Raw genomic sequence first — 21,818 nt, 5'->3', positions numbered from 1 at the left:
TCGCAAGGGTCGCCTCTTTTTTTGCCGCAACCGCCGCAGTTGCCGTCGCTTTCCCGCTTGCGCGTGGCATAAACCCACGCTAACACTTTCGCCCATGGAAAACGCACGCAACATTTCGATCTGGTGGTGGGCTCGCTGAAGCGGCCTTGACCAGTCATGCGTGATTGAGAGATGAAGCCGCCCGGAGATTTCGAGGCGGCTTTTTTCATGTTTGGGCCGCTTACTGCATAATTCCTTAAATCGGAATCGATTTAGGGACAAAATTATGCAGCAACTTTAAAGTGTTACAGCGTCCTTGGCGCGTCTTGAAAGACGCGCGGCGCTGTAAGGACCGGGCTTTTACGGAGCGAGGCGAATGGCAACGGTAATTCTCGAAGATGGAGCGGAGAGCTACACCACCAAAGGCGGCATCGTGGTGACGCGCAGGCGGCGCGAAGCCTCCTATGGCCAGGCGATCGCGAGCTATGTGGACAAGCTCGATGAACGCCGCGGCGCGGTGTTTTCCTCCAACTATGAATATCCCGGCCGCTACACCCGCTGGGACACGGCCGTCGTCGACCCGCCGCTCGGCATCTCCTCCTTCGGCCGCTCGCTCTGGATCGAAGCCTATAACGGCCGCGGCGAGGTGCTGCTGTCGATCATCGCCGAGCATCTGAAGACCGTTTCCGACATCACGCTCGGCGCTTCGACCAGCCGTCGTCTGGATCTCACGATCAACGAACCGGATCGCGTCTTCACCGAGGAAGAGCGTTCGAAGATACCGACGGTGTTCAGCGTGCTTCGCGCCGTCACCAATCTTTTCCATTCGGCCGAGGATGCGAGCCTCGGCCTCTATGGCGCCTTCGGCTACGATCTCGCCTTCCAGTTCGATGCGATCGAGCTGAAGCTGAAGCGGCCGGACGACCAGCGCGACATGGTGCTGTTCCTGCCGGACGAGATCCTGGTCGTCGACCACTATGCCGCCAAGGCCTGGATCGACCGCTACGACTTTGCCAAGGATGGCCGCACCACCGAAGGCAAGGCGGACGAGATCGCGCCGGAACCGTTCCAGACGGTCGACACTATCCCGCCGCATGGCGACCATCGTCCAGGCGAATATGCCGAGCTGGTCGTCAAGGCGAAGGAGAGCTTCCGCCGCGGCGACCTCTTCGAAGTGGTGCCCGGCCAGAAGTTCTATGAGCGCTGCGAGAGCAAGCCTTCGGAGATCTCCAACCGGCTGAAGGCGATCAATCCGTCGCCCTATTCCTTCTTCATCAACCTTGGAAACCAGGAGTATCTTGTCGGCGCCTCGCCGGAGATGTTCGTGCGCGTTTCCGGCCGCCGCATCGAGACCTGCCCGATCTCCGGCACGATCAAGCGTGGCGACGACCCGATCGCCGACAGCGAACAGATCCTGAAGCTCTTGAACTCGAAGAAGGACGAATCCGAACTCACCATGTGCTCGGACGTCGACCGCAACGACAAGAGCCGTGTGTGCGTCCCGGGCTCCGTCAAGGTCATCGGCCGCCGCCAGATCGAGATGTATTCGCGCCTGATCCACACGGTCGACCATATCGAAGGGCGTCTGCGGGACGACATGGATGCCTTCGACGGCTTCTTGAGCCACGCCTGGGCGGTGACGGTCACCGGCGCGCCGAAGCTCTGGGCGATGCGCTTCATCGAAAGCCATGAGAAGAGCCCGCGCGCATGGTATGGTGGCGCCATCGGCATGGTCGGCTTCAACGGCGACATGAACACGGGCCTGACGCTGCGCACGATCCGCATCAAGGACGGTATCGCCGAGGTGAGGGCAGGGGCGACGCTGCTCTACGATTCAAACCCGGAAGAAGAAGAAGCCGAAACCGAACTGAAGGCCTCCGCCATGATCGCAGCCATTCGTGACGCGAAATCCGCCAACAGCGCCAAGGCAAGCCGCGACGTTGCGGCGGTTGGCGCCGGCGTCAACATCCTGCTCGTCGATCACGAGGACAGCTTCGTTCATACGCTGGCGAATTATTTCCGCCAGACGGGGGCGACGGTCACGACGGTGCGTACGCCGGTGGCCGAAGAGATCTTCGATCGCGTCAAGCCGGACCTCGTCGTGCTTTCGCCTGGACCGGGCAATCCGAAAGACTTCGATTGCAAGGCGACGATCAAGAAGGCGCGGGCGCGCGACCTGCCGATTTTCGGCGTCTGCCTCGGCCTGCAGGCGCTGGCCGAAGCCTACGGCGGAGACCTGCGCCAGCTTGCGATCCCGATGCACGGCAAGCCGTCGCGCATCCGCGTGCTGGAACCCGGCATCGTCTTCTCCGGCCTCGGCAAGGAAGTGACGGTCGGTCGTTACCACTCGATCTTCGCCGATCCATCGAGCCTGCCCAACGATTTCATGATCACTGCCGAAAGCGAAGACGGCACGATCATGGGGATCGAGCACACGAAGGAACCGGTGGCGGCAGTGCAGTTCCACCCGGAATCGATCATGACGCTCGGCGGCGACGCCGGCATGCGGATGATCGAGAACGTGGTGGCGCATCTCGCCAAGCGCGCCAAGATCAAGGCCGCCTGACCGCGGGGCACTGCGCCTTCACCGAAGGCGGAGACGATACCCAGCAATAACCGGGCGCTGCTTCTGCGATAGAGGCGGCGCCCTTTTTAACTCGCCGCCGCCGGCACGCTCATGCGATGAGAGCGCTTCACTCAGAGAACCTGTTTTCTTTGTCGGTCGCGCTGGAGGGGACCTGCGGAATAGGCGAAACCGAGGGCTGTTCGATACCGTGCCGCTCGGCGAAACCGGATCCAACCGAACCAATCTTTGACAAGCGGCGTTTAATCCACCATATGCTTGTCCATCGACCGCCTGCGCGAAAATTCGCGCGGGCGGTTTTGCGTTTGAATGGGCTTGCGTTTGCAACTCGTTTGCATCTGCATGAGGAATGACAATGACGACTGGAACCGAAAACCGTGCCGTGCTCCGACTGGCCTTCTGGGGCATACCACTCTCGCTCGCCGTGCTCGGCCTGAAACTGCTCGCCTGGTGGCTGACCGGTTCGGTCGCGCTTCTGTCCGATGGGCTGGAGTCGACGGTCAACGTGATCGCGGCGGTCATCGCCTATGCGATGATCGGCTATGCGGCAAAGCCCGCCGATGCGGGTCATCCCTTCGGCCACCACAAGGCGGAGTATTTTTCGGCCGTCATCGAAGGTGTGCTGATCGTCGTCGCGGCACTGCTCATCGTCTGGGAGGCGGTGCCGGCGATCCTGTCGCCGGTGCTGCTAGAGGCTCCCGTGCTCGGGCTTGCGATCAACTTCGTTGCAGGTGTCATCAACGCCGGCTGGGCCTATGTGCTGATCCGCGCCGGCGCGCGCCATCGCTCCCCTGCGCTCAGCGCCGACGGCCACCATATCCTTTCCGATGTGGTAACCTCGGCCGGCGTGCTCGTCGGCCTTGTTCTCGCCATCGCCACCGGCTACGCGATCCTCGACCCGCTGCTGGCAGTGGTCGTTGCCTGTAACATCCTGTTCCAGGGCTGGAAGGTCATCTCCCGTTCGATCGACGGCTTGATGGACCGGGCGGTTTCGGGTGAAGAGGAAGAGGCGATCAAGCAGGCGATCGCCGCCAATGCCAAGGGATCGCTCGGCGTGCATGACCTCAAGACCCGCCAGGCCGGCCCTGCGATCTTCGTGGATTTCCACATGGTCGTGCCGGAGGCTATGCCGGTCGGCGAGGCGCATGATATCTGCGACCGGATCGAGGACGCGATCCGCGCCGTGCATCCGGGCGCCAGGATCGCGATCCATGTGGAGCCGGAAGGTGAAAAGGCGCACGGCGTGCGCGTCAAGACGACGTCGGCGCGCCACTGAAAACACAAACGGCCATATTTCTCTTGAACCGCAAGAAGGTTTCCTTCTTAAGGCAGTTCTGATTTAAGGGCCGCAAATGAGGCGGGTCGGCGCGGTGCGAGCCGGAACCGATCGCGCTGCTGCGCAATGTTCTCACGGAGCAACGGAAAATGAGCAAGACCGACGTATCCGGCCTTTCGCAATTGGGCGCGAAGGTCGATCTACCGCAAAGCCCGGAAGAGGCAGTGCTGGAGCGGGTGCCGAGCGGCAACCAGGGCAAGGACTATCTGGTGCGTTTCACCGCGCCGGAATTCACCTCGCTCTGCCCGATGACCGGCCAGCCGGATTTCGCCCATATTGTCATCGACTATGTGCCGGACGAGTGGCTGGTGGAATCGAAGTCGCTGAAGCTGTTCCTGCATTCCTTCCGCAACCATGGCGCTTTCCACGAGGATTGCACGATCGAGATCGCGAACCGGCTGGTTTCGCTGCTTTCGCCGCGCTGGCTTCGCATCGGCGCCTATTGGTATCCGCGCGGCGGCATCCCGATCGACGTCTTCTGGCAGACCGGCAAGCCGCCGGAGGGTTTGTGGCTGCCCGACCAGGGCGTGCCGACCTATCGCGGTCGCGGCTAAACGAAAATGGCGGGCCTACAGCGCCGCCGCACGTCTTATCAGACGCGCAAGGGTCGCTGTAGAACTTTGATTGCTGCATGTCTTCGTCCTTAAATCGAGGTTGATTTAAGGAGACATGCAGTAGCCCGCCATCTGCTTTTCTCTGGGTGATTTCAGATCAGCCGAAGATCAGCGCTGCACCCGCAAACGCCGTCAAGCCGCCGAGGATGCGGGCCAGCAGGCTGCCGCCGGAGAGGCGCTGCAGGGCGATACCGAGGCCGATGCCCGCCCCGTGAAGAGCCGCAGTGGCAGCGATGAAGCCGGCCGAGAAGGCGAGCGCGCCGGCGCTGCCGAGTTCGCCGCCATGGGCGTGACCATGGAAGAGGGCGAAGACGCCGACGATTGCTGCCGACGCAGCCGTGTCGAGACGCACGGCCATGGCGACGAACAGGCCGAGCGCCACAACGGAAGCGAGAATTGCCGGCTCGACGAAGGGGAGTGTGACGCCGGCCACAGCCAGCGCGAAGCCCGCCGTCATCATGGTGACGAAGGCGGTCGGCACGACCCACAAGGCGCGGCCGCCGATCTGGGCGGCCCATAGGCCAACGGCGACCATGACCAGGATATGGTCGACGCCGAAGAGCGGATGGGAGAAGCCGGCGGCAAGCGAGCCGTGTTCGGCCGGATTGAGATGGGCAAAGGCGGGCGCGGCCGAAGCCGCCAGTGCCGCCGCAGCGATCAGGATGCGTCTGTTCATGCGTGTCCCCATGGATCGGCGGGGCCTGGGAGAATGGCCCCGTCCTGCGATTGTTCGACGCGGTTAATCCTATTGGCCTTTCCGGACCTGTCTATACGGCATTTGGCGCAAGCAGTTTTTACCATAAGCATAGTCCGCCCCGCCGCTATGTTGCCCCTTCCGTTTGTTGCATTGTTTTCGGGGCCGAGTCGCATTATCTGATTTTGACTGTGAATTCATGAGACGCCGGAGAAATACGGATGAACGACAACGACGACGAGGACGACAAGAAGATTGAATTGCCGCTCGGCAAGGAAACGGAGGCGAACCTTTTCAAGTCGCGTTCGATTTTCATCTACGGCACGATCAACCAGGAACTGGCGCAGAAGGTCTGCTCGCAGCTCGTGGCGCTTGCCGCGGCCAGCGACGAAGACATCCGCATCTTCGTCAATTCGCCGGGCGGCCATGTCGAGTCGGGTGACAGCATCCACGACATGATCAAGTTCGTGAAGCCGAAGGTCTGGACCATCGGCACCGGCTGGGTCGCTTCCGCTGGCGCCCTGATCTATGTCGGCGCCGCGAAGGAACGCCGCATCTGTATGCCGAACACGCGCTTCCTGCTGCATCAACCGTCCGGCGGCACCCGTGGCATGGCTTCGGACATCGAGATACAGGCACGCGAAATCATCAAGATGAACGAGCGCCTGAACAAGATCTTCTCCGATGCGACCGGCCAGCCGGTCGAGAAGATCGCCAAGGACACCGACCGCGACTACTGGCTCTCGGCTGAAGAAGCCAAGGCCTACGGTCTCGTGTCGCGCATCATCACGTCGGCTGCGGACATCTGAGTTCGCGTCATTCGAATGGATATCGAGGGCACCGGCATTGCGCGGTGCCCTTTTCTTTTGCAGCGACCTTCGCGCATTGCGACGCTTGCTCCGGTCCGGCAAGCCGTGTATAGGCTTTGACCATGACCAAGGCAGACGCATATCGGATCACCTCGATCCCCGCCGGACACGATGACAATCGTGCGCCGTCGCGCGCCTTCGCATCGCTTCTTCTTCTCGGCCTTACTCGCGGTTGCCGGGTTCGCTGAGGAGCGCCCGGCGGCCGAAAAGCCACGCCGGCAGATGCTCCTCGAATCCATAAGAGTTTTACGATAAAGCGCGTTCGACGCGATGCTGTAACGCTTTAGGTCTGCTGCATGATTTTGTCCTTAAATCGCTTTCCGGTTTAAGGAATTATGCGGTAGCCATCGCAATCCGATCTCCGATCGGTTATGGCAAGGCGGCCAGGACGCTCAGTGATGAAGAGAAGCTGCAATGATCCAGAAATCGCACCCCGTTAAGATTGGCATGCCGGAAGCGGCGGTGAAGTATCAACCCTATCCGCAGATCGCGCTTGCCGACCGCACCTGGCCGTCGAAGACGATCACCAAGGCGCCGATCTGGTGCTCGGTCGACCTGCGCGACGGCAACCAGTCGCTGATCGACCCGATGGGCCACGATCGCAAGGCGCGCATGTTCCAGCTGCTGCTCGACATGGGCTTCAAGGAAATCGAGATCGGCTTCCCTTCGGCGTCGCAGACCGACTTCGACTTCGCCCGCTGGTGCATCGAAGAGGGCAATGTTGCCGAGGACGTGTCGCTGCAGGTGCTGGTGCAGTGCCGGCCTGAGCTGATCACCCGCACATTCGAAGCATTGGAAGGCGCCCACAAGCCGATCGTGCACTTCTACAATTCGACCAGCGAATTGCAGCGTCGTGTGGTCTTCGGCAAGGACGTCGCCGGCATCAAGCAGATCGCCACCGATGCCGCCAAGATGATCACCGATATGGCGGCCAAGGCCGGCGGCGGCTACCGCTTCGAATATTCACCGGAGAGCTTCACCGGCACCGAGCTCGAAGTGGCGCTGGAGATCTGCAACGCGGTCACCGAAATCGTCAAGCCGACGCCCGACAACAAGCTGATCCTGAACCTGCCGTCGACCGTCGAGATGGCGACGCCGAACATCTATGCCGACCAGATCGAGTGGATGTGCCGCAACCTCGACAACCGCGAGAGCCTGATCATCTCGCTGCATCCGCATAACGACCGTGGCACCGGCATTGCCGCCACCGAATTGGGCCTGATGGCCGGCGCCGACCGCGTCGAGGGCACGCTGTTCGGCAATGGCGAGCGGACCGGTAACGTCGACGTTGTCACGCTGGCGCTGAACATGTTCACGCAAGGCGTCGATCCGCAGCTCGACTGCTCGGATATCGAGCGGATCAAGGAAGTCTACGAATACTCCAACCAGATGGTCATTCCGGAGCGTCATCCTTATGTCGGCGAACTGGTCTATACGGCCTTCTCCGGCTCGCACCAGGACGCGATCAACAAGGGCATGAAGGCGATCAAGACCGCCAACAAGCCGCTTTGGGAAGTGCCTTACCTGCCGATCGACCCGCGCGACGTCGGCCGGTCCTACGAGGCGATCATCCGCATCAACTCGCAGTCGGGCAAGGGCGGCATCGCCTACATCCTGCAGGAGGACTACGGCATCAACCTGCCGCGCAACCTCCAGGTCGAGTTCCGCGAGGACATTCAGCGCATCACCGACGAGGAAGGCAAGGAGCTGCCCTCCAAGCGCATCTACGAACGCTTCATCGAGCGTTATGTCGAGCAGCCGGGCGCGCGCATCAAGTTCGTCGATCACCACACCTACCCGGTGGGCGAACATAAGGGCGTGCGCGTGGTTGCAGCCGAGATCACCGACAATGGCGAGGTCAAGCGGATCGAAGGCAAGGGCACCGGCCCGATCGACGGCTTCATCAATGCGCTGTCGATCTATCTCGGCATCGACCTCTCGGTCGCGGACTATTCCGAGCATTCGCTGCAGCACGGCTCCAACGCGGCGGCTATCGCCTACGTTGAGATGGAGCATCCGGGCGGCAAGCTCTTCGGCGCCGGCATCAACACCAACATCGTCGCCGCCTCGCTCGAAGCGATCGTCTCGGCGGCGAACCGCGTCCTGGACATGAAGCGCGGCTGATCGGCGCGTCAGGCGAACAAACAATAGGCCGTACCGGCAAGCCGGTGCGGCCTTTTTCATGTCATGAATTCGATTGTGGCATGCGCCTTGAAAGGACGCCGTTTTTTCAAGAAACGGCTTCAGATCGTTGCGGCGGCCGCCTCGGCGATATCCTGCATTCCCACATGGGCGGAAGGGCCGACGAGCACGAAGGAGGCGCCGCCTCTCTGCCAGGAGACCATGCCGAGATCGTCGCGGATGCTTTCGTCAAAATTGTTTGACTGCGGGCCGGTGGTGTTCTTGAGGAAGCAGATCGCGAAGATCTCGCCCTCGGCGCTGCGGTAGACGAGCTGTGCCACGGGTTTGCCGTTGGCCACCAGCAGGCGGGCGCCTTCGAAGGTCAGGCCCTTGCCGCCGAGCTGCGGAATCTTGAAGAGAACGCCGACGCTGGACGCAAGCCAGGTCTCGATCTTGGGGGCCTCGGAGGCGGGAACCTCGACGAGATGTTCCTTCTGGCGCGAGTAGACCCGGTGATAGTCGGCGATATCGTCCAGCCAGCCGCGCGCGGCGGCCACTTGGGTCGGTTCGCCCACATTGTTTGCCGCGCCGATGATGAAGCCGGCCGAGCCGCCGAGCAGTAACAGCGCCACCGACGCAGCAAGCACGCGCGGCCAGATACGCACATTTCGGACGCTGGCGGCCGTCGCCGTCACGCGTTCGGTCTTGGGGCTGACACCGGGACCCTGCTTGATCTGCCGCACCAGGGCCAGCGGCACCGGATCGTGCAGAAAATCCTCAAAAGCTGTATCGCCGAAGCTGCTGCCGGCCTTCAGCTTTTCAAACAAGGCCTTGGCATCGTCGTCGCGGGCGAGAAGCGCTTCGAGTTCAGTTCGTTCCGCTTCGCCGACCTCGCCGTCGATATAGGCGGATAGGCGAACTTCGAGTGCGTGACCCTTTGTCTGTTGCAACGGTCAGGCCCTCCTTTCGGTATTCTCGGAGATCAAGGCCGCAAGCCTGAGGCGCGCGGTCGACAGCCTGCTCATGACGGTGCCGATCGGAATGCCGAGGATGTCGGCCGTCTCGCGATAGCTATGGCCTTCGACATTGACCAGCAGGAACACACTCGCAAGCCCCTCGGGCATCGACAGGATCATTTTCTGCAACTGGTTGGCGTAGACGGCTTTTTCGGCCGAAGGCTCGATGCTGAGCTCGTCCTCGCCAAGCGCATCGACCGTGCCGCTGCCGGCACGGACCTTGCGCTTGCGGATCTCGTCGACCCAGAGGTTGCGCGTCATCGCATAGATCCAGCTCTCCAGACGGCCTTCTCCGTTCCAGAGGTGGCTGCGCGTAATCGCGCGCTCACAGGCTTCCTGAACGAGATCGTCGGCGTCATTGGCATTGCGCGTCAACGTCATCGCGAACCGACGCAATTTGGGCAGGAGGCTGACCAAGTCGCGTCTGAAGTCCTTCGTTTCTGCCGCTGGACGCATTGCTCTTCCAAATGAAACGTGCCGGATCGTGCGTTTATTCGCAGTGCGGGGCACGAGCCGGATTGTATGAAACATTTGCCCCTTAGTCTGCAAGGGAAGTGCCGGAACGGAAAGCAAATTCTGCTGTTTCTTGGCGTCTTTTCCCAAAAAGCTTTCGCTTGCCGGCTGCCGTTAACCAAGGTCCTCGTTACCGTAAACTGCAGCGGCACCCGGAGATCGCGTCAAAGTTCGGCCCGAATCTGGCCGGACCTCATCGCACAACTGCAGGTCGATGTCGGGGACACGCCAATGAATGCACAGCATCGGAATAGGATGAATTTTGCCTGGTTTGTCGGGAGGCGTCGTGGCGGAGGCTGTGTCCGGGGAGCCGCCGCGGCCATCCGCACCGCTGCCCTGGCTCCGTTGCTTGCGGGGCTCGCTGCTTGCCAGAGCGCCGAGGTCATCGAAACCGGATCGCTATCGTCCTACAAGGATTTCGTCGCCAGCAACGGGATGGTGACCAAGACGAAATATCGGGTCGATGCCGCCGCCACCAAGAACGTGAAGACGGTGCACGTGATCCCGACCACCTTCGCGGCCAATGCCGATCTCGACAAGCTTGGAGATCCGCAGAAGAAGCTGGTGGCGACGGCGATCGACCGCTCGCTCTGCGAAGCATTGAGTGCGCAATTCGATGTCGTGCCGATATCGAACCCGGCGGATATGGCCGTGCGTTCGGTGATCAGCAAGGTCAAATCGACAAATGCCGTCGTCGCGGGCGTGTCGACCGTCACCTCGGCGGTCGCGCCCGTTCCGGTTCCGCGCATTCCGATCGGTCTCGGAAGCCTCGCGGTCGAGGCGGAGGCTTTCGATGCGACCGGCAAGCAGATCGCCGGGCTGACCTGGGCGCGCGGCGCCAACATCCTCACCAATGGTTCCCGCGCATCGACGGCAGCCGACGCCTTTGAACTCGCCGGAGATTTTTCAGCCGATTTCAGTGCCTTGCTGGAAAAATCGGGTGACCCGATGAAATCCGATTTCGAACTGCCTTCGATGAAGAACGTCAAGAACAGCGTCGCCTATGCGGTGACCGGCAAGCCTACCGATCCGGATTGCGCTGTTTTCGGAAAAGGATCCGGTCTCGGCGGCATCGCCGGCGGCGCACTCGGCCTACCGCCGGAATGGTCGGAGAAGAAGAACGAGAGCGCGCCCCTTGCAAGCGGGACCGACGGAGGCGCAAAGAAGAGCTAGAAACCAATGCGGAAGCGCCTCTCGTGCCCTCGGCTGAACGCAAGGCGGATCCGTCGCTTGGCAATCGAGGTGGCGCCCAGCGCCACCCCATGCTGCCGTTGGTCAGTATTGGCGAATGCCGCCCAGCGACTGCAACAGGGCGCGGTAGGCCCAGGTGTTTTCGCCGCCGCGATCGCGGATCTCGACGAGCTGCACGCGGGCTTCCTCGACGCGTCCCTGTTCGATCAGCGCCTGGCCCATGTAGGAGCGGGCGAGAATGTAGTTCTCGTCGGCCTGGAGCGCGCGTTTGTAGTATTGCATGCCGAGTTCCATGCGGCCGGCCTTGCGGTTGGCATAGCCGAGATAGTTGAGTACGCGGGCGCTCTTCTGGTCCTTGACCGCGCCGAGCACCTTGATCGAATTTTCATACTGGCCCGCATAGGCGAGCTCGCGGGCGGCCTGGAACAGGATATCGTCACCGAGGTCGCTCTTCTTGGCGTTGACGCAAGCCTTCTTCTTTGCGTCCCACACCTTGCCATCCGTGCATTCGCTGGTCGTCTTGGTCTTCTTGGGCGGTTCGCTGGTGTCTTCGCCGGCGGCCATCACGGCCTGCGCCGTGAAGCTGGTTGCGGCGGCCACAATCATGGCACCAAGCAGGCTCTTCCAGTACATCATGCCATCCCCCGTTCCTCGCGCATGCCCTTGAAAGTCCGCGCGTCGTTTCAAATTGATCGCATGTCCTTGACGCTCCGAAAAGGAGGTGAGCCGCCGTCGGGCCGATCCACCCACGAAGATGCCAAAGACAGTGCACGCCACCAGCGAGTGGCACGCAACCGGCGTATGACGCATGAATACGGGAAATTATTCGCCGGGTGGTGAAGATTCTGCGAAGCGGATCCGCCTGACACCTTCAGAAACGCGTCGTTTCGGCGAGCGTCAGCGTGGTTGCGTCGCTGTTCAGCGCATAGCGCTCGCGCGTGAGGTGCCAGTTTCCAGGCTCGCCGACCACGGTGAACAGGTTGTAGGCCGCCGGCGGCTTATGGCCGTCCGGTCCCTGCGAAGCGGAGGCGATGCCGACGACCGGGACCGGAGCCTCCGGCCCCTTGAGCCAATAGACGGTGTTGAGGTGGGTGTGGCCATGAATGACCAATTCCGCGCCGCCCGATGAAATCGTCGCGGCAAAGCGGCGAATGCCGATCATGCGCTTGTGCATCGAGGTCGCGCCGCGGATCGGCGGGTGATGGATCATGACGATGCGAAAGAGGCCGGCCTCGCCGGCGGCCCTGAGCATGTTGACGGTCGCGCGCGCCTGGCGCTGGCCGAAATAGCCGCTTGCGGCAAAAGGGGGCGTCGCGACGGCGGTCGAGCAGCCGATCAGTGCGACGGGCCCTCGCACCCGCATATAGGGAAAGCAATGGTACCGGTCGTGCCAATCGGCGGGCGCATCGTCGCCCCGCATATAGGGGTACCATGCACGGGTGGTCTTCTCGTAAGCGCCCGGCACATAGGCGTCGTGGTTGCCGGGCACCACGGAAATGTTCTCCGGCTTGCCGGCACCCTCCAGCCATTCGGTCACGGCCTTGATCTCCAGCGAAGACGCCAGGTTCACGAGGTCGCCGGTGATCGCCAGATGGTCGGGATCCTTCTTCTCGATATCGGCCAGCAGGGTGTCGAGCATGCCGGTGAAGAGATTCCGGCTGCGGTTGCGGTGCCAGTTGACGAAACCGGTGATGCGCTTCGACGCGAGCTCCCGCAGGGACAATTCGGGCAGGGGGCCGAGATGGACATCGGAGATATGGGCAAGTTTGAACATCGCCCCCGTCTAGCGCATATTCCGGTCGAGGGGAATCAGGTCGCCCGATGAATCGCGTGCGGCCCAAAACTGAGAAGGACGAGACGACTGAGCGACGAACGGCCACCGGAGATGCGGCGCTGGTATCTCCGGCTCCTGATGCGGCTCGCGCATGGCTATTTCGCAGTTGCGCGCGGCATGACGATGGGCGTGCGCGCTGCCTGTTTCGATGACGAGGGCCGGATCTTTCTGGTGCGCCATTCCTATCTGCCGGGCTGGCACCTGCCGGGTGGGGGCCTCGATCGCAACGAAGCCTCGATCGACGGGCTGCTGCGGGAGCTGCGCGAAGAGGGGAACCTGGAGGTAACGACGCCGCCGGTTCTGGTCCAGGTTTATTACAACAGGCGCACGAGCCGCCGTGACCATGTCATCTTCTATCGCTGCAACGGCGTCAGGCAGACGGCGCCGAAGGCGCCGGACTTGGAGATTGCCGCGAGCGGCTTCTTCCCGCTCGATGGGCTGCCGGAAGAGACCACGCCGGCGACGCGCCGCCGGCTTGCGGAACTCGCCGGCAGCGCTGATTTCGACCTTTACTGGTAGAGGCGATCGATCCGCTCGAACGATCGATCTACAGCCGCTCGCGTCCGTGCGGGGAGGCGAGGTTGAGCACCGGCCCCACCGGCACGACGCCGGTCGGGTTGATGGTCGTGTGGCTGCGGTAGTAGTGCTCCTTGATGTGGCGCATGTCGACCGTCTCGGCCACGCCCGGCACCTGGTAGAGTTCCCGAAGGTAACCGTGAAGGTTCGGATAGTCGGCGATCCGGCGAATGTTGCACTTGAAGTGGCCGACATAGACCGGGTCGAAGCGCACCAGCGTGGTGAACAGGCGCCAGTCGGCCTCGGTGAGGCGGTTGCCGATCAGGTACCGGTGCGATGCGAGGCGTTCTTCCAGCTTGTCGAGCCGGGTGAAGAGCGCGGTGACGCTCTCCTCATAGGCGGCCTGCTTGGTGGCGAAACCCGCCTTGTAGACGCCGTTGTTGACGTCGTTATAGACGTCCGTGTTCATCGCATCGATCTCGTCGCGCAGTTCTTCCGGGTAGAAGTCGAGCGTCGAGCCGGTGAGGCCATCGAAGGCGGAATTGAACATCCGGATGATTTCGGAGGATTCGTTCGAGACGATGGTGTCTTGCTGCTTGTCCCAGAGAACCGGCACGGTCACGCGGCCGGAGTAGTGGGCATCGGCGCGGGTATAGATCTGCCACAGCGCTTTCGATCCGAAGAGATGGTCGCTCGTGCCGATGCCGCCTTCTTTGAACTCCCAGCCCTGGGTGAGCATCAGCGGATCGACGACCGAAACGGAGATGAGGTCCTCGAGCTTCTTCAGCTTGCGGAAGATCAGCGTGCGGTGCGCCCAGGGACAGGCGAGCGAAACATAGAGATGATAACGGCCGGCCTCCGCCTTGAAACCGGCGTCACCGCTTGGGCCCGCCGATCCGTCTGCCGTCACCCAGTTGCGGAACTGCGAAGCGCTGCGCTTGAAATGGCCGTTCGTTGCCACCGTATCGTACCAAACGTCCTGCCAGACGCCGTCCACCAACCTGCCCATCTTGAAATCTCCTTCGTGATCCTTGCCGTCATAGATAGCGCTTCCAGCGGCGTCCGATAGATAGCGAATTGGGAACAGTGCGTTTTAGGCTTTGACAGAGGGCATTTTTCTGATATCGGCGATCTCACGACTTTTTTCGTGTTGGAAGAAACCACACTGATGATGCTCTCGGGAAACCTGCGACGACGCTGATGCTGCCAACGCCCTATTTCGGGCGACGCCATCCCTATGTCTGTCCGCATGCTTGGTTCCCGTTCCCATGAAAAAGCACGATCTCGTCTACCTGACCGAAGACGCGTCTCATGACGCAGCCATCGAAATCATCAATGAAGAAGCCTTCGGCCCCGGCCGGTTCGCCCGGGCGGCCGCACGGATTCGCGAGCAGGGGCCGCATGATCGGTCGCTCTCCTTCATCTGCGCCGACAACGGCGAGACGATCGCCTCGGTCAGGATGACGCCGGTCATGGCCGGTTCGGTCAAAGGTCATCTGCTCGGGCCGCTCGCGGTGCGGCCGTCGCACAAGAACCAGGGCATCGGCCGGGAACTGGTGCGCATCGCCGTCGAAGCGGCACGGCGGAAGGATTCGCAAGCGGTGATCCTCGTCGGTGATCCGCCTTACTACCAGCCGCTCGGCTTCGAGAAGGTTCGCTACGGCGCGCTCGAGTTTCCGGGACCGGTCGATCCCGCGCGCGTGCTCGTCGTGCCGATGGCAGACGACGTGCATGCCGGCCTTGCTGGCGTCATCGGCTGGCGGGACGATGCGGTGGTGCCGGCCGTGGCGCTCGATCTGCCGCTTGCGGTCTGACGCAGACGCTATCCGGCGGCGAGCGATTTCTTCAGGAAAACCCGCGTGCGGCCGATGGGGAAGGCAGGCAGTTCACCGAAGGCCTGGTAACCCTGGCGTTCGTAAGCGCGCCGGGCTTGCGGATTGAAGGTATCGATCCAGGCACCGTGGCAGCCGCGGTTTCGAGCCTCATCCTCCGCTGCCTGGAGCAGCTTGCCGGCGAGCCCTTGGCCGCGAAGATCCTCCGGCAGCCACAGCCACTGCACGAAGAGCCAACCCCAGCCGGTGTAACCGTTCAGGCCACCGCGTTGCCCCTTCGCATCGGGACCGCCGACGAGAACGGCGAGCGGTCGCCGCTCCGACGGGCCGACATCGGCGGTATTGAAGGCCGTCAGGCCATTGCCGATCGCTTCCAGCGCCTCGGGCGAAGGCGCGTCGGTCACCTCGAACATCGAAGACCTCTCACGTGCGGCGCATGCTGAAGACGTCGAGGCGATCCGCGCCCACGTCCCTTTCATCGAGCCGCCAGCCGAGGCGCTCGTAGAAGGCCCGCTTGCCGGGAAGGGCGCAGAGATGCACGGCCTCTGCGCCTGTATCGAGCGCCGCACAAGCGGCCTTCAGCACGATATCGCCGCCGATGCCGAGCCCACGGAACGGCGGGTCGACCCAGACGGCTGCCACCCAAGGGGTGAGGTTCGGCCGCTCCTCAAGATCCGAGGCAATTACGGAGGCGGTGCCGACAAAGCGATCTCCGGCATGAGCCACCAGGCAATGGGATTCTGCGCCATCGGCGAGGCTCTCCTCGAGCAGGCCGGTGATATGGCTCAGCGGGAAGCCCTGTGGCTCCCACCAGGCGCGCCAGATACGGTCGGCCACCGCATCGAAGAAATGCGGCGCGTCGCGAAGGTCGCTGACGACCACGGTCCGATCGGTCATCGTCCCTCGCGATACCAGGTGGCGGAGATCAGGAAGAGCAGTGCCGCAAGCCCGAGAAGCCCGGTGAACAACGGCAGCGAGTTGATGCCCTTCAATACGGTTTCGTCGGTCATGCGGATGGAGAGGCGCTGATCGTCGGCCGACCTTATCGAGCCCCTGACCGGCAGCACCGTCGGCAGATCAAGCGGGCCGTCGGCGCTTGCGAGACGCCGCACCAGCCCCTTGGTCTTCTCCGCCCAGGGGCGCAGCTTGTCCTCGGTCGAAATCGCCGCCTTGAACTCCGGCGCATTGGGATCGCCGACATGGGCAAGGGCCGTGAGTTCGCCATTGCTCATCTCGAACAGGCCGGTCTCGGTCGTGGCGAGTTCTGCCGAATAGAGACCCGGCTGGCGCTCGGTCAGCTTCACGTCCTGCTTTTGGCCCGACGGGGAAACGAGGGAAACGGGACCAGGATCGCCATCGATCGTCTGGCGGGTGATCTCCAGCGTCCGGCCCCGGGCGCGTGCCGTCAAGGCTTCTTCCTCGAGCGACGGCTCCTGCATCAGCCAATGGGCGGTGCGGCGATAGAGCGAGACGTGCGGGCCGCCACCTTCAAAGCCGCGGGCCCAGAGCCAGCCCTGGTCGGAGAGCAGCATCGCGACGCGACCCTTGCCGACGCGGTTGAGCACGAGCAGCGGCTTGCCGTCGGCCGCTTCCATCACCGTATTGCCCTGCGGCCTGTTGACATCGACCGTGCGGAACCAACGGCCCCAGTGCGGCGGCTCGCTGTCGGAGCCTTCGAGGCCGCGGGTGACCGGATGTTTCTTCCCTTCCTCCGACAGGCGGGGGAAGAAGGCCTTGTCGTTCATGACGCCTGTGGGCGCGGCCGGAAGCACGGCCGAGAGCGGTGTTGCGGCGATCGAATCGTCGCCGGCATGTTCCGGTCCGGCGGCAATCAGAAGCGCGCCGCCATTCTCCACATATTGCGCGATGTTGTCGTAGTAGAGGATCGGCAGCAGGCCGCGGTGCTGATAGCGGTCGAGGATGATCAGGTCGAACTCGTTGATCTTGTCGACGAACAGCTCACGCGTCGGGAAGGCGATCAGCGACAGTTCGTTGATCGGGGTGCCGTCCTGCTTTTCCTGCGGACGCAGAATGGTGAAGTGCACCAGATCGACAGCGGCGTCGGATTTCAAAAGGTTGCGCCAGGCGCGCTCGCCGGCATGCGGTTCGCCGGAGACGAGCAGCACGCGAAGGTTTTCGCGAATGCCGTCGAGCACGTGCACCGCGCGGTTGTTGGCCGTGCTCACTTCGCCAGGAACCGCATCCACTGCAAATTCAAGCACGTTGTTGCCGCCGCGCGGAACCTTGAAGCTGAAGGGAACGTCGGTACCCGGCTCGGCCCTTTCCCGGGCGATTTCATTGCCGTTGAGGCGGATGCTCACTTCCGCGGTCCCGCCGGGTGCGGCGCCGTCGTCGACGACCCGGAACGAAAGCTTCTGCTCTTCGCCGACGATGCCGAAGCGCGGCGGGTTGATGAGCTCCACGCGCCGGTCGAATTCATCAGGCTTGCCGGTGATCAGGCCGTGAATCGGGGCATCGAAACCCAGCTTGCGGCTGACGTCCGGCACGTCGTGGATCTGGCCGTCGGTTACGAAGATGGCGCCGCCGATGCGCGCCGGCGGAACGTCGGCGAGCGCTGTCGCGAGGGCGGAGAAAAGATTGGTCGCCGGCGAGACGCTTGCCGGATCGGACTTGGCCTCGATGATGCGCGGCTCGATCAGCGGGATCCCCGCCAGCCGCGCCTTCAGGCCTTCGACCGCGCGGTCGGTCTGCGCGGTGCGGTCGCCATTCTGCTGGCTCTGGCTGCGGTCGACGACGATCGCGACGATCGTCGAAAGCGGATCACGCAGTTCGACGAAGATGGAGGGGTTGGCGATCGCCAGGGCGAGCGCAGCCAAGGCGAGGGCGCGCAGCCACGCCCCGCGTATCTTTCGCCACAGGCCATAGCCGATGAACAGCGCCGCGACGACCAGAAGCGGCAGGAAGAACATCAGCGGAAGCAACGGAGCAAAACCATAGGTCATCGATCGGCCCTCACTGCCCAAGCCTCTGGAGGAGGTCCGGCACATGAACCTGATCGGACTTATAGTTGCCGGTCAGCATATACATCATGATGTTGACGCCTGCCCGATAGGCATATTCGCGCTGCATTTCGTCCGGCGGCACAGTCGGCAGAAGCGGCGCGCCGTTGGCGTCCACAGCCCAGGCGCCGGCAAAATCGTTGCCGGTGATCATGATCGGCGTGACGCCGTCGCCGCCGCGCACCGGTCGGTTGCTCTGTTCCTCGGCGCCGTTGGGGGCGGCCTCCACCCACAACTGGCTCTCGGTGTAGCGGCCGGGAAAATTCGAAAGCAGGTAGAAGGCCTTCGTCAGGACGTGGTCGGTGGGCACCGGTTCCAGCGGCGGAATGTCGAGACCGTTCAGCATCTCCTGCAGGCGCTGCACGTTGGGGCTGTCGCCTGCCGCCGAAGGCGTGAGCGAGGAGAACTGGTCGCGCGTGTCGAAGAGAACGGTGCCGCCGTTGCGCATATAGGCGTCGATCCGGCTCATCACTCGGCTGCTCGGCATCGGCGCGGTGGCGGATACCGGCCAGTAGATGATCGGGTAGAAGGCCAGCTCGTCCTGTTCGAGGTCGACGCCGACAGGTGCGCCCGGTTCGAGAGCCGTGCGATAGGTCAGATAGTTGCTCAGTCCGACGAGGCCCTGTTCCGACAGTCGGTCGACCTCGGCCTCGCCGGTGATGACATAGGCGAGGTGGGTCGTGTCGAGCCGTTGCAGCGTCTGCTCGTCGCTCGGCTGGCTGTCCTGTGCGTTCGCGACCGTCGGTGCCAGCGCGGCAAAACCAAGTGTTGCGAGGCCGAGTGTGGCGAGCACCGCTGCGGTGGCGGCGCCACGGCTTCCGCGGCCGCGCAATCCCGCAAGGCCGCCGGCCATGTAAAGCACGATTAGCGTGTCGAGCAGGAAGAGCATCAGCGCCAGCTCGAAGAGATAGGGGCGGATAGAGAAGGGGCGCGCGCCTTCCAGCCCTTCCGCGCGTTCGCTGACGAGGTTGCCTCTGATCGGAGCGAGGCTGCCGCCGTCGGGAAGAAGATTGTTGGCAACGAAGCCCTCTTCCGAGCCGTAGAGGCCGGGCGGTGTGTCTGCGGAAACGGTCGGGGGAACTCCTGGGGCGATCTCAAGCGGCCGGGCGCTGCCGGTCTCGGTGGTCAGTTCGCCGCGGGCATTTACCAGGCGATAGGGCGGCAGGGTCTCTGCCTTGCTCGTCTGGTCGCCGGCGATGCCGCCGGCACGGGAAAGCTGGATGGACCGGCGCAGCATGTCGACGAAGGAGCCTGAAATCGGCAGGTTCGACCAGCCCGGGTCTGCGCTCACATGGAAGAGCACGATGCGGCCGCGTCCGCGTTCGGCTGTCGTGACCAGCGGCGTGCCATCGGCGAGGTTGGCCCAGGTCCGTTCGGCAAGGTCTGGTGTCGGTTGTGCCAGCACCTGGCGTTTGACAAGCACATCGCGCGGATGCTCGAGGCCGGCAAAGGGGCTGGAAGACGGGTAGTCGGCAAGCGGCTGCGGCTCTGACCAAGAGAGCGCGCCATCGAGGGAACGTTCGCCCTGCCTCAGCACGACGGGGACCAGCGGGTCATCGGCAGGCGCACCGGCCAGTCTTGGGCCGGCAAAGCGAACGAGCATGCCGCCGTTCTCCAGCCAACGCGTCACCAGCGGATAGCTTTCGTCGGGCAACCGGCCGACGTCGGCCATGACAAGGATCGAGGGATTTTGAGCGAGAAGTTCGGCAATCGCCTTGCCGATCGCTTCCTCTCGCGGTTCGATCAGGTCGGCATGCGGTTCGAGCGCCCGCTTGATGTAGTAGAGCGGCGAGAGCAGCGGCTGCGATTGGTGAACCTCGCCGCTCAGCAACGCCACGCGACGGCGGCGGTTGCCGTCGTCGAGCAGGTGGATGCCGCCGGCCGTCGCCTGGCCCTCGATCGTCAGGCGTGCGAAGTCGTTGCGCAGCTCGAAGGGCGCCCTCAGAAGAGCGTTCGCCGTCGTGGCGCCTGCACCGAAGCGGAGTTCGCCTTCGGCAATGGCGGTGCCGCGCGTGTCGCGGGCAAAGACGTAATAGGCCCGTGGCTCGCCAAGCGGCAGCCGCGATGCCGTGACCCGCATGCCTTCGTTTTCGTTGGTCGCGGACGTCAGCGCGATGGCGCTTTCCGCATTGCCTTCGATCCGGCGAACGTTGGCCGCGCCGATCTCCGCCACTCGCCGCATCGTCTGGCCGTCCCCGGTCTCGATCCCGTCACTGAGGAAGGCGAGCGTGCCGGGCGGCGAGCTCGAGAGGGCAGCTTTCATGGCGGCAAGCGCCTGGTCGCGCACGGCTGGCAGCGGTTGCGGCTGCGCCGCGGCGAGACGGTCGCGCGCAGTGTTGGCCGCGGCCGGTGTCGCGTCGTGCTGCCGGTCGGTCGTGAAGACGATCGAAACCGGCAGGTCCTTCGCTTCCGCGTCGTCGATGAGGGCATTGGCGGCCTCGACCCGCCGATCCCAATCGGAGACCGTGGCCCAACTGTTATCGATGACGAGCGCGAGCGGGCCTGCGGACGAGAGCGTGTTCTGTCGCGGGTTGAACACCGGGTCGGAGATCGCCAGGATCACCGCGGTGGCCATCAGCATGCGCAGCAGCGTCAGCCACCAGGGGCTCTGCGCTGGGGTTTCCTCGCGCTTCATCACGGACGCCAGAATGCGCAGCGGCGGGAAGACCTCGGCCGCGGGCCTTGGCGGCGTCATGCGCAACAGCCACCAGATGACAGGCAGGGCGACCAGGGCGGCGAGGATGGCGGGGTTGGTGAAGAGGAAGGGCAAGCCGCTCATAGCTGGCCCCCGTGCGTCGCGCGTCCCGGCATGCCGGAGAGATAGGTGTGCACGCCGACGAGCGCCTCCGAGGCTGGCCGGTCGGTTCTGTGCGGGATGAAGGTCCAGCCGAGATGGCGGAGCGTCACGCCCAGGCCGTCGCGGCGGCTGACATAGGCGCGCTGATAATCCTCGCGCAGCACTTCGGCGCGGCCGGCCGTCAGCTTCTCGCCGGTCTCCGGGTCGGTGAATTCGGTGCGGCCGCTATAGGGAAACACCTCTTCGGCCGGGTCGGCGATCTCGACCACATGGCCGCGCAACCCCCGCCGTGCCAGCGGACCGAGGCGGTCCATGATCTTTTCCGCCGGATCGAGGAAGTCGCCGATCAGCACGAGATCGCTGGCGCCGCGGATCATCCCGGTATCGGGGAGGCCTTCCGCGAGCGGGCTCAGCATGATCGCGGTCGCCAGCCGTTCGGCAGCGTTGCGAGCCGAGATCGGTTCCATGATGCCGGGGCAACCGATGCGTTCGCCGGAGCGCGCGAGGATTTCAGCGAGCGCCAGCATCAACACGAGTGCGCGACTTTCCTTGGAGACGGCGCCGAGCTTCGACTTGTACATCATCGACGGGGAAAGATCTGCCCACAGCCAGATGGTGTGCGCAGCCTCCCATTCGCGGTCGCGCACATAGGTGTGGTCGTCGCGAGCCGAGCGGCGCCAGTCGATGCGCGACATGCTTTCGCCGTCGCTATAGGGCCGGAACTGCCAGAAATTCTCGCCGATCCCACGCTTGCGCCGGCCATGCCAGCCCGAAATCACCGTGTTGGCGATCCGCCGCGCTTCGACCAGGCAATCGGGAACGAGCATGGCGCGCTGTTGGGCGCGCGAAAGCACTTCACCAGCGGGAGTACGCGAGACTATGTGCCCGATGGTGGCCATGCC

General features: G+C 63.4%; 20 protein-coding genes. 9 read left to right on the top strand and 11 right to left on the bottom strand.

Going from position 1 to position 21,818, the window contains the following annotated elements:
- The first annotated feature begins 94 nt into the window (after window positions 1-94).
- From trpLE to queF, 4 genes are all read left to right on the top strand, one after another.
- A complete protein-coding gene (gene trpLE, locus QM996_RS12005) occupies window positions 95-139 on the top strand; it encodes a trpE operon leader peptide TrpLE (RefSeq protein WP_178385070.1) in 45 nt (14 codons plus the stop codon).
- 216 nt (window positions 140-355) lie between these two features.
- Entirely contained in the window at window positions 356-2,545 is a 2,190-nt protein-coding gene (locus QM996_RS12000; protein ID WP_500267670.1) for an anthranilate synthase, read from the top strand.
- A 373-nt stretch (window positions 2,546-2,918) separates the two neighbouring features.
- A complete protein-coding gene (locus tag QM996_RS11995) occupies window positions 2,919-3,839 on the top strand; it encodes a cation diffusion facilitator family transporter (RefSeq protein WP_500267669.1) in 921 nt (306 codons plus the stop codon).
- A gap of 149 nt (window positions 3,840-3,988) precedes the next feature.
- Window positions 3,989-4,453 carry a preQ(1) synthase gene (gene queF, locus QM996_RS11990; protein ID WP_173517425.1) on the top strand — a complete coding sequence of 155 codons (465 nt, stop codon included), beginning with the start codon at window positions 3,989-3,991 and terminating at the stop codon, window positions 4,451-4,453.
- 157 nt (window positions 4,454-4,610) lie between these two features.
- Here queF and QM996_RS11985 read toward each other — a convergent pair whose 3' ends face one another.
- Window positions 4,611-5,189 carry a HupE/UreJ family protein gene (locus QM996_RS11985; protein WP_500267668.1) on the bottom strand — a complete coding sequence of 193 codons (579 nt, stop codon included), beginning with the start codon at window positions 5,187-5,189 and terminating at the stop codon, window positions 4,611-4,613.
- A gap of 239 nt (window positions 5,190-5,428) precedes the next feature.
- Here QM996_RS11985 and QM996_RS11980 point away from each other — a divergent pair, with 239 nt between their 5' ends.
- Together QM996_RS11980 and leuA are read left to right on the top strand one after the other, a co-directional pair.
- Window positions 5,429-6,016: an ATP-dependent Clp protease proteolytic subunit gene (locus QM996_RS11980; protein ID WP_483503893.1), complete on the top strand. Its 588-nt coding sequence runs from the start codon at window positions 5,429-5,431 to the stop codon at window positions 6,014-6,016.
- Window positions 6,017-6,490: 474 nt separating this feature from the next.
- Complete coding sequence (leuA, locus tag QM996_RS11975) at window positions 6,491-8,200, top strand: 2-isopropylmalate synthase (protein WP_500267667.1); 1,710 nt, start codon at window positions 6,491-6,493, stop codon at window positions 8,198-8,200.
- A gap of 119 nt (window positions 8,201-8,319) precedes the next feature.
- Here leuA and QM996_RS11970 read toward each other — a convergent pair whose 3' ends face one another.
- Complete coding sequence (locus QM996_RS11970) at window positions 8,320-9,147, bottom strand: anti-sigma factor family protein (protein WP_500267666.1); 828 nt, start codon at window positions 9,145-9,147, stop codon at window positions 8,320-8,322.
- A 3-nt stretch (window positions 9,148-9,150) separates the two neighbouring features.
- On the bottom strand, window positions 9,151-9,669 hold the full coding sequence (locus QM996_RS11965) for an RNA polymerase sigma factor (RefSeq protein WP_500267665.1): 519 nt from the start codon (window positions 9,667-9,669) through the stop codon (window positions 9,151-9,153).
- A 312-nt stretch (window positions 9,670-9,981) separates the two neighbouring features.
- On the opposite strand from QM996_RS11965, the gene QM996_RS11960 reads away from it, so the two are divergent.
- Entirely contained in the window at window positions 9,982-10,899 is a 918-nt protein-coding gene (locus QM996_RS11960) for a DUF3313 domain-containing protein (protein WP_500267664.1), read from the top strand.
- 102 nt (window positions 10,900-11,001) lie between these two features.
- On the opposite strand, the gene QM996_RS11955 is transcribed toward QM996_RS11960, so the two are convergent.
- Together QM996_RS11955 and QM996_RS11950 are read right to left on the bottom strand one after the other, a co-directional pair.
- Window positions 11,002-11,550 (bottom strand): tetratricopeptide repeat protein, encoded by a 549-nt coding sequence (locus QM996_RS11955; RefSeq protein WP_500270301.1) that lies wholly within the window; start codon window positions 11,548-11,550, stop codon window positions 11,002-11,004.
- A gap of 238 nt (window positions 11,551-11,788) precedes the next feature.
- Window positions 11,789-12,691 carry a metallophosphoesterase family protein gene (locus QM996_RS11950; protein ID WP_500267663.1) on the bottom strand — a complete coding sequence of 301 codons (903 nt, stop codon included), beginning with the start codon at window positions 12,689-12,691 and terminating at the stop codon, window positions 11,789-11,791.
- Between the two features lie 111 nt (window positions 12,692-12,802).
- On the opposite strand from QM996_RS11950, the gene QM996_RS11945 reads away from it, so the two are divergent.
- Window positions 12,803-13,270, top strand: coding sequence for an NUDIX domain-containing protein (locus QM996_RS11945; protein ID WP_500267662.1), 468 nt, complete (start codon window positions 12,803-12,805; stop codon window positions 13,268-13,270).
- 28 nt (window positions 13,271-13,298) lie between these two features.
- Here QM996_RS11945 and QM996_RS11940 read toward each other — a convergent pair whose 3' ends face one another.
- Window positions 13,299-14,276 carry a glutathione S-transferase family protein gene (locus tag QM996_RS11940; RefSeq protein WP_500267661.1) on the bottom strand — a complete coding sequence of 326 codons (978 nt, stop codon included), beginning with the start codon at window positions 14,274-14,276 and terminating at the stop codon, window positions 13,299-13,301.
- Window positions 14,277-14,535: 259 nt separating this feature from the next.
- Between QM996_RS11940 and QM996_RS11935 the strand changes: the two genes are divergently transcribed.
- Window positions 14,536-15,081, top strand: a complete 546-nt coding sequence (locus QM996_RS11935) for a GNAT family N-acetyltransferase (RefSeq protein ID WP_500267660.1) — start codon at window positions 14,536-14,538, stop codon at window positions 15,079-15,081.
- 8 nt (window positions 15,082-15,089) lie between these two features.
- Here the strand turns inward: QM996_RS11935 and QM996_RS11930 are convergent, their stop codons facing one another.
- From QM996_RS11930 to QM996_RS11910, 5 genes are read right to left on the bottom strand one after another with little or no spacing between them, the layout of a single operon-like run.
- The gene (locus QM996_RS11930) at window positions 15,090-15,512 is read right to left on the bottom strand and encodes a GNAT family N-acetyltransferase (RefSeq protein ID WP_500267659.1); all 423 of its coding nucleotides are present in this window, start codon (window positions 15,510-15,512) and stop codon (window positions 15,090-15,092) included.
- Between the two features lie 10 nt (window positions 15,513-15,522).
- Window positions 15,523-15,996, bottom strand: a complete 474-nt coding sequence (locus tag QM996_RS11925; protein ID WP_500267658.1) for a GNAT family N-acetyltransferase — start codon at window positions 15,994-15,996, stop codon at window positions 15,523-15,525.
- Window positions 15,993-18,062: a hypothetical protein gene (locus tag QM996_RS11920; RefSeq protein ID WP_500267657.1), complete on the bottom strand. Its 2,070-nt coding sequence runs from the start codon at window positions 18,060-18,062 to the stop codon at window positions 15,993-15,995. Before QM996_RS11920 ends, QM996_RS11925 begins: the two co-directional genes overlap by 4 nt.
- Before the next feature lie 10 nt (window positions 18,063-18,072).
- Window positions 18,073-20,898: a DUF4159 domain-containing protein gene (locus QM996_RS11915; protein ID WP_500267656.1), complete on the bottom strand. Its 2,826-nt coding sequence runs from the start codon at window positions 20,896-20,898 to the stop codon at window positions 18,073-18,075.
- Window positions 20,895-21,815, bottom strand: coding sequence for a DUF58 domain-containing protein (locus tag QM996_RS11910; RefSeq protein ID WP_500267655.1), 921 nt, complete (start codon window positions 21,813-21,815; stop codon window positions 20,895-20,897). Before QM996_RS11910 ends, QM996_RS11915 begins: the two co-directional genes overlap by 4 nt.
- Window positions 21,816-21,818 lie beyond the last annotated feature (3 nt).

The sequence above is a fragment of the Sinorhizobium chiapasense genome (assembly GCF_045277575.1).
GTDB classification, from domain to species: domain Bacteria; phylum Pseudomonadota; class Alphaproteobacteria; order Rhizobiales; family Rhizobiaceae; genus Ensifer; species Ensifer chiapasense_A.
The sequence above is the reverse complement of the archived record's forward strand: the minus strand, read 5'-3'. Positions and strand labels throughout refer to the sequence as shown.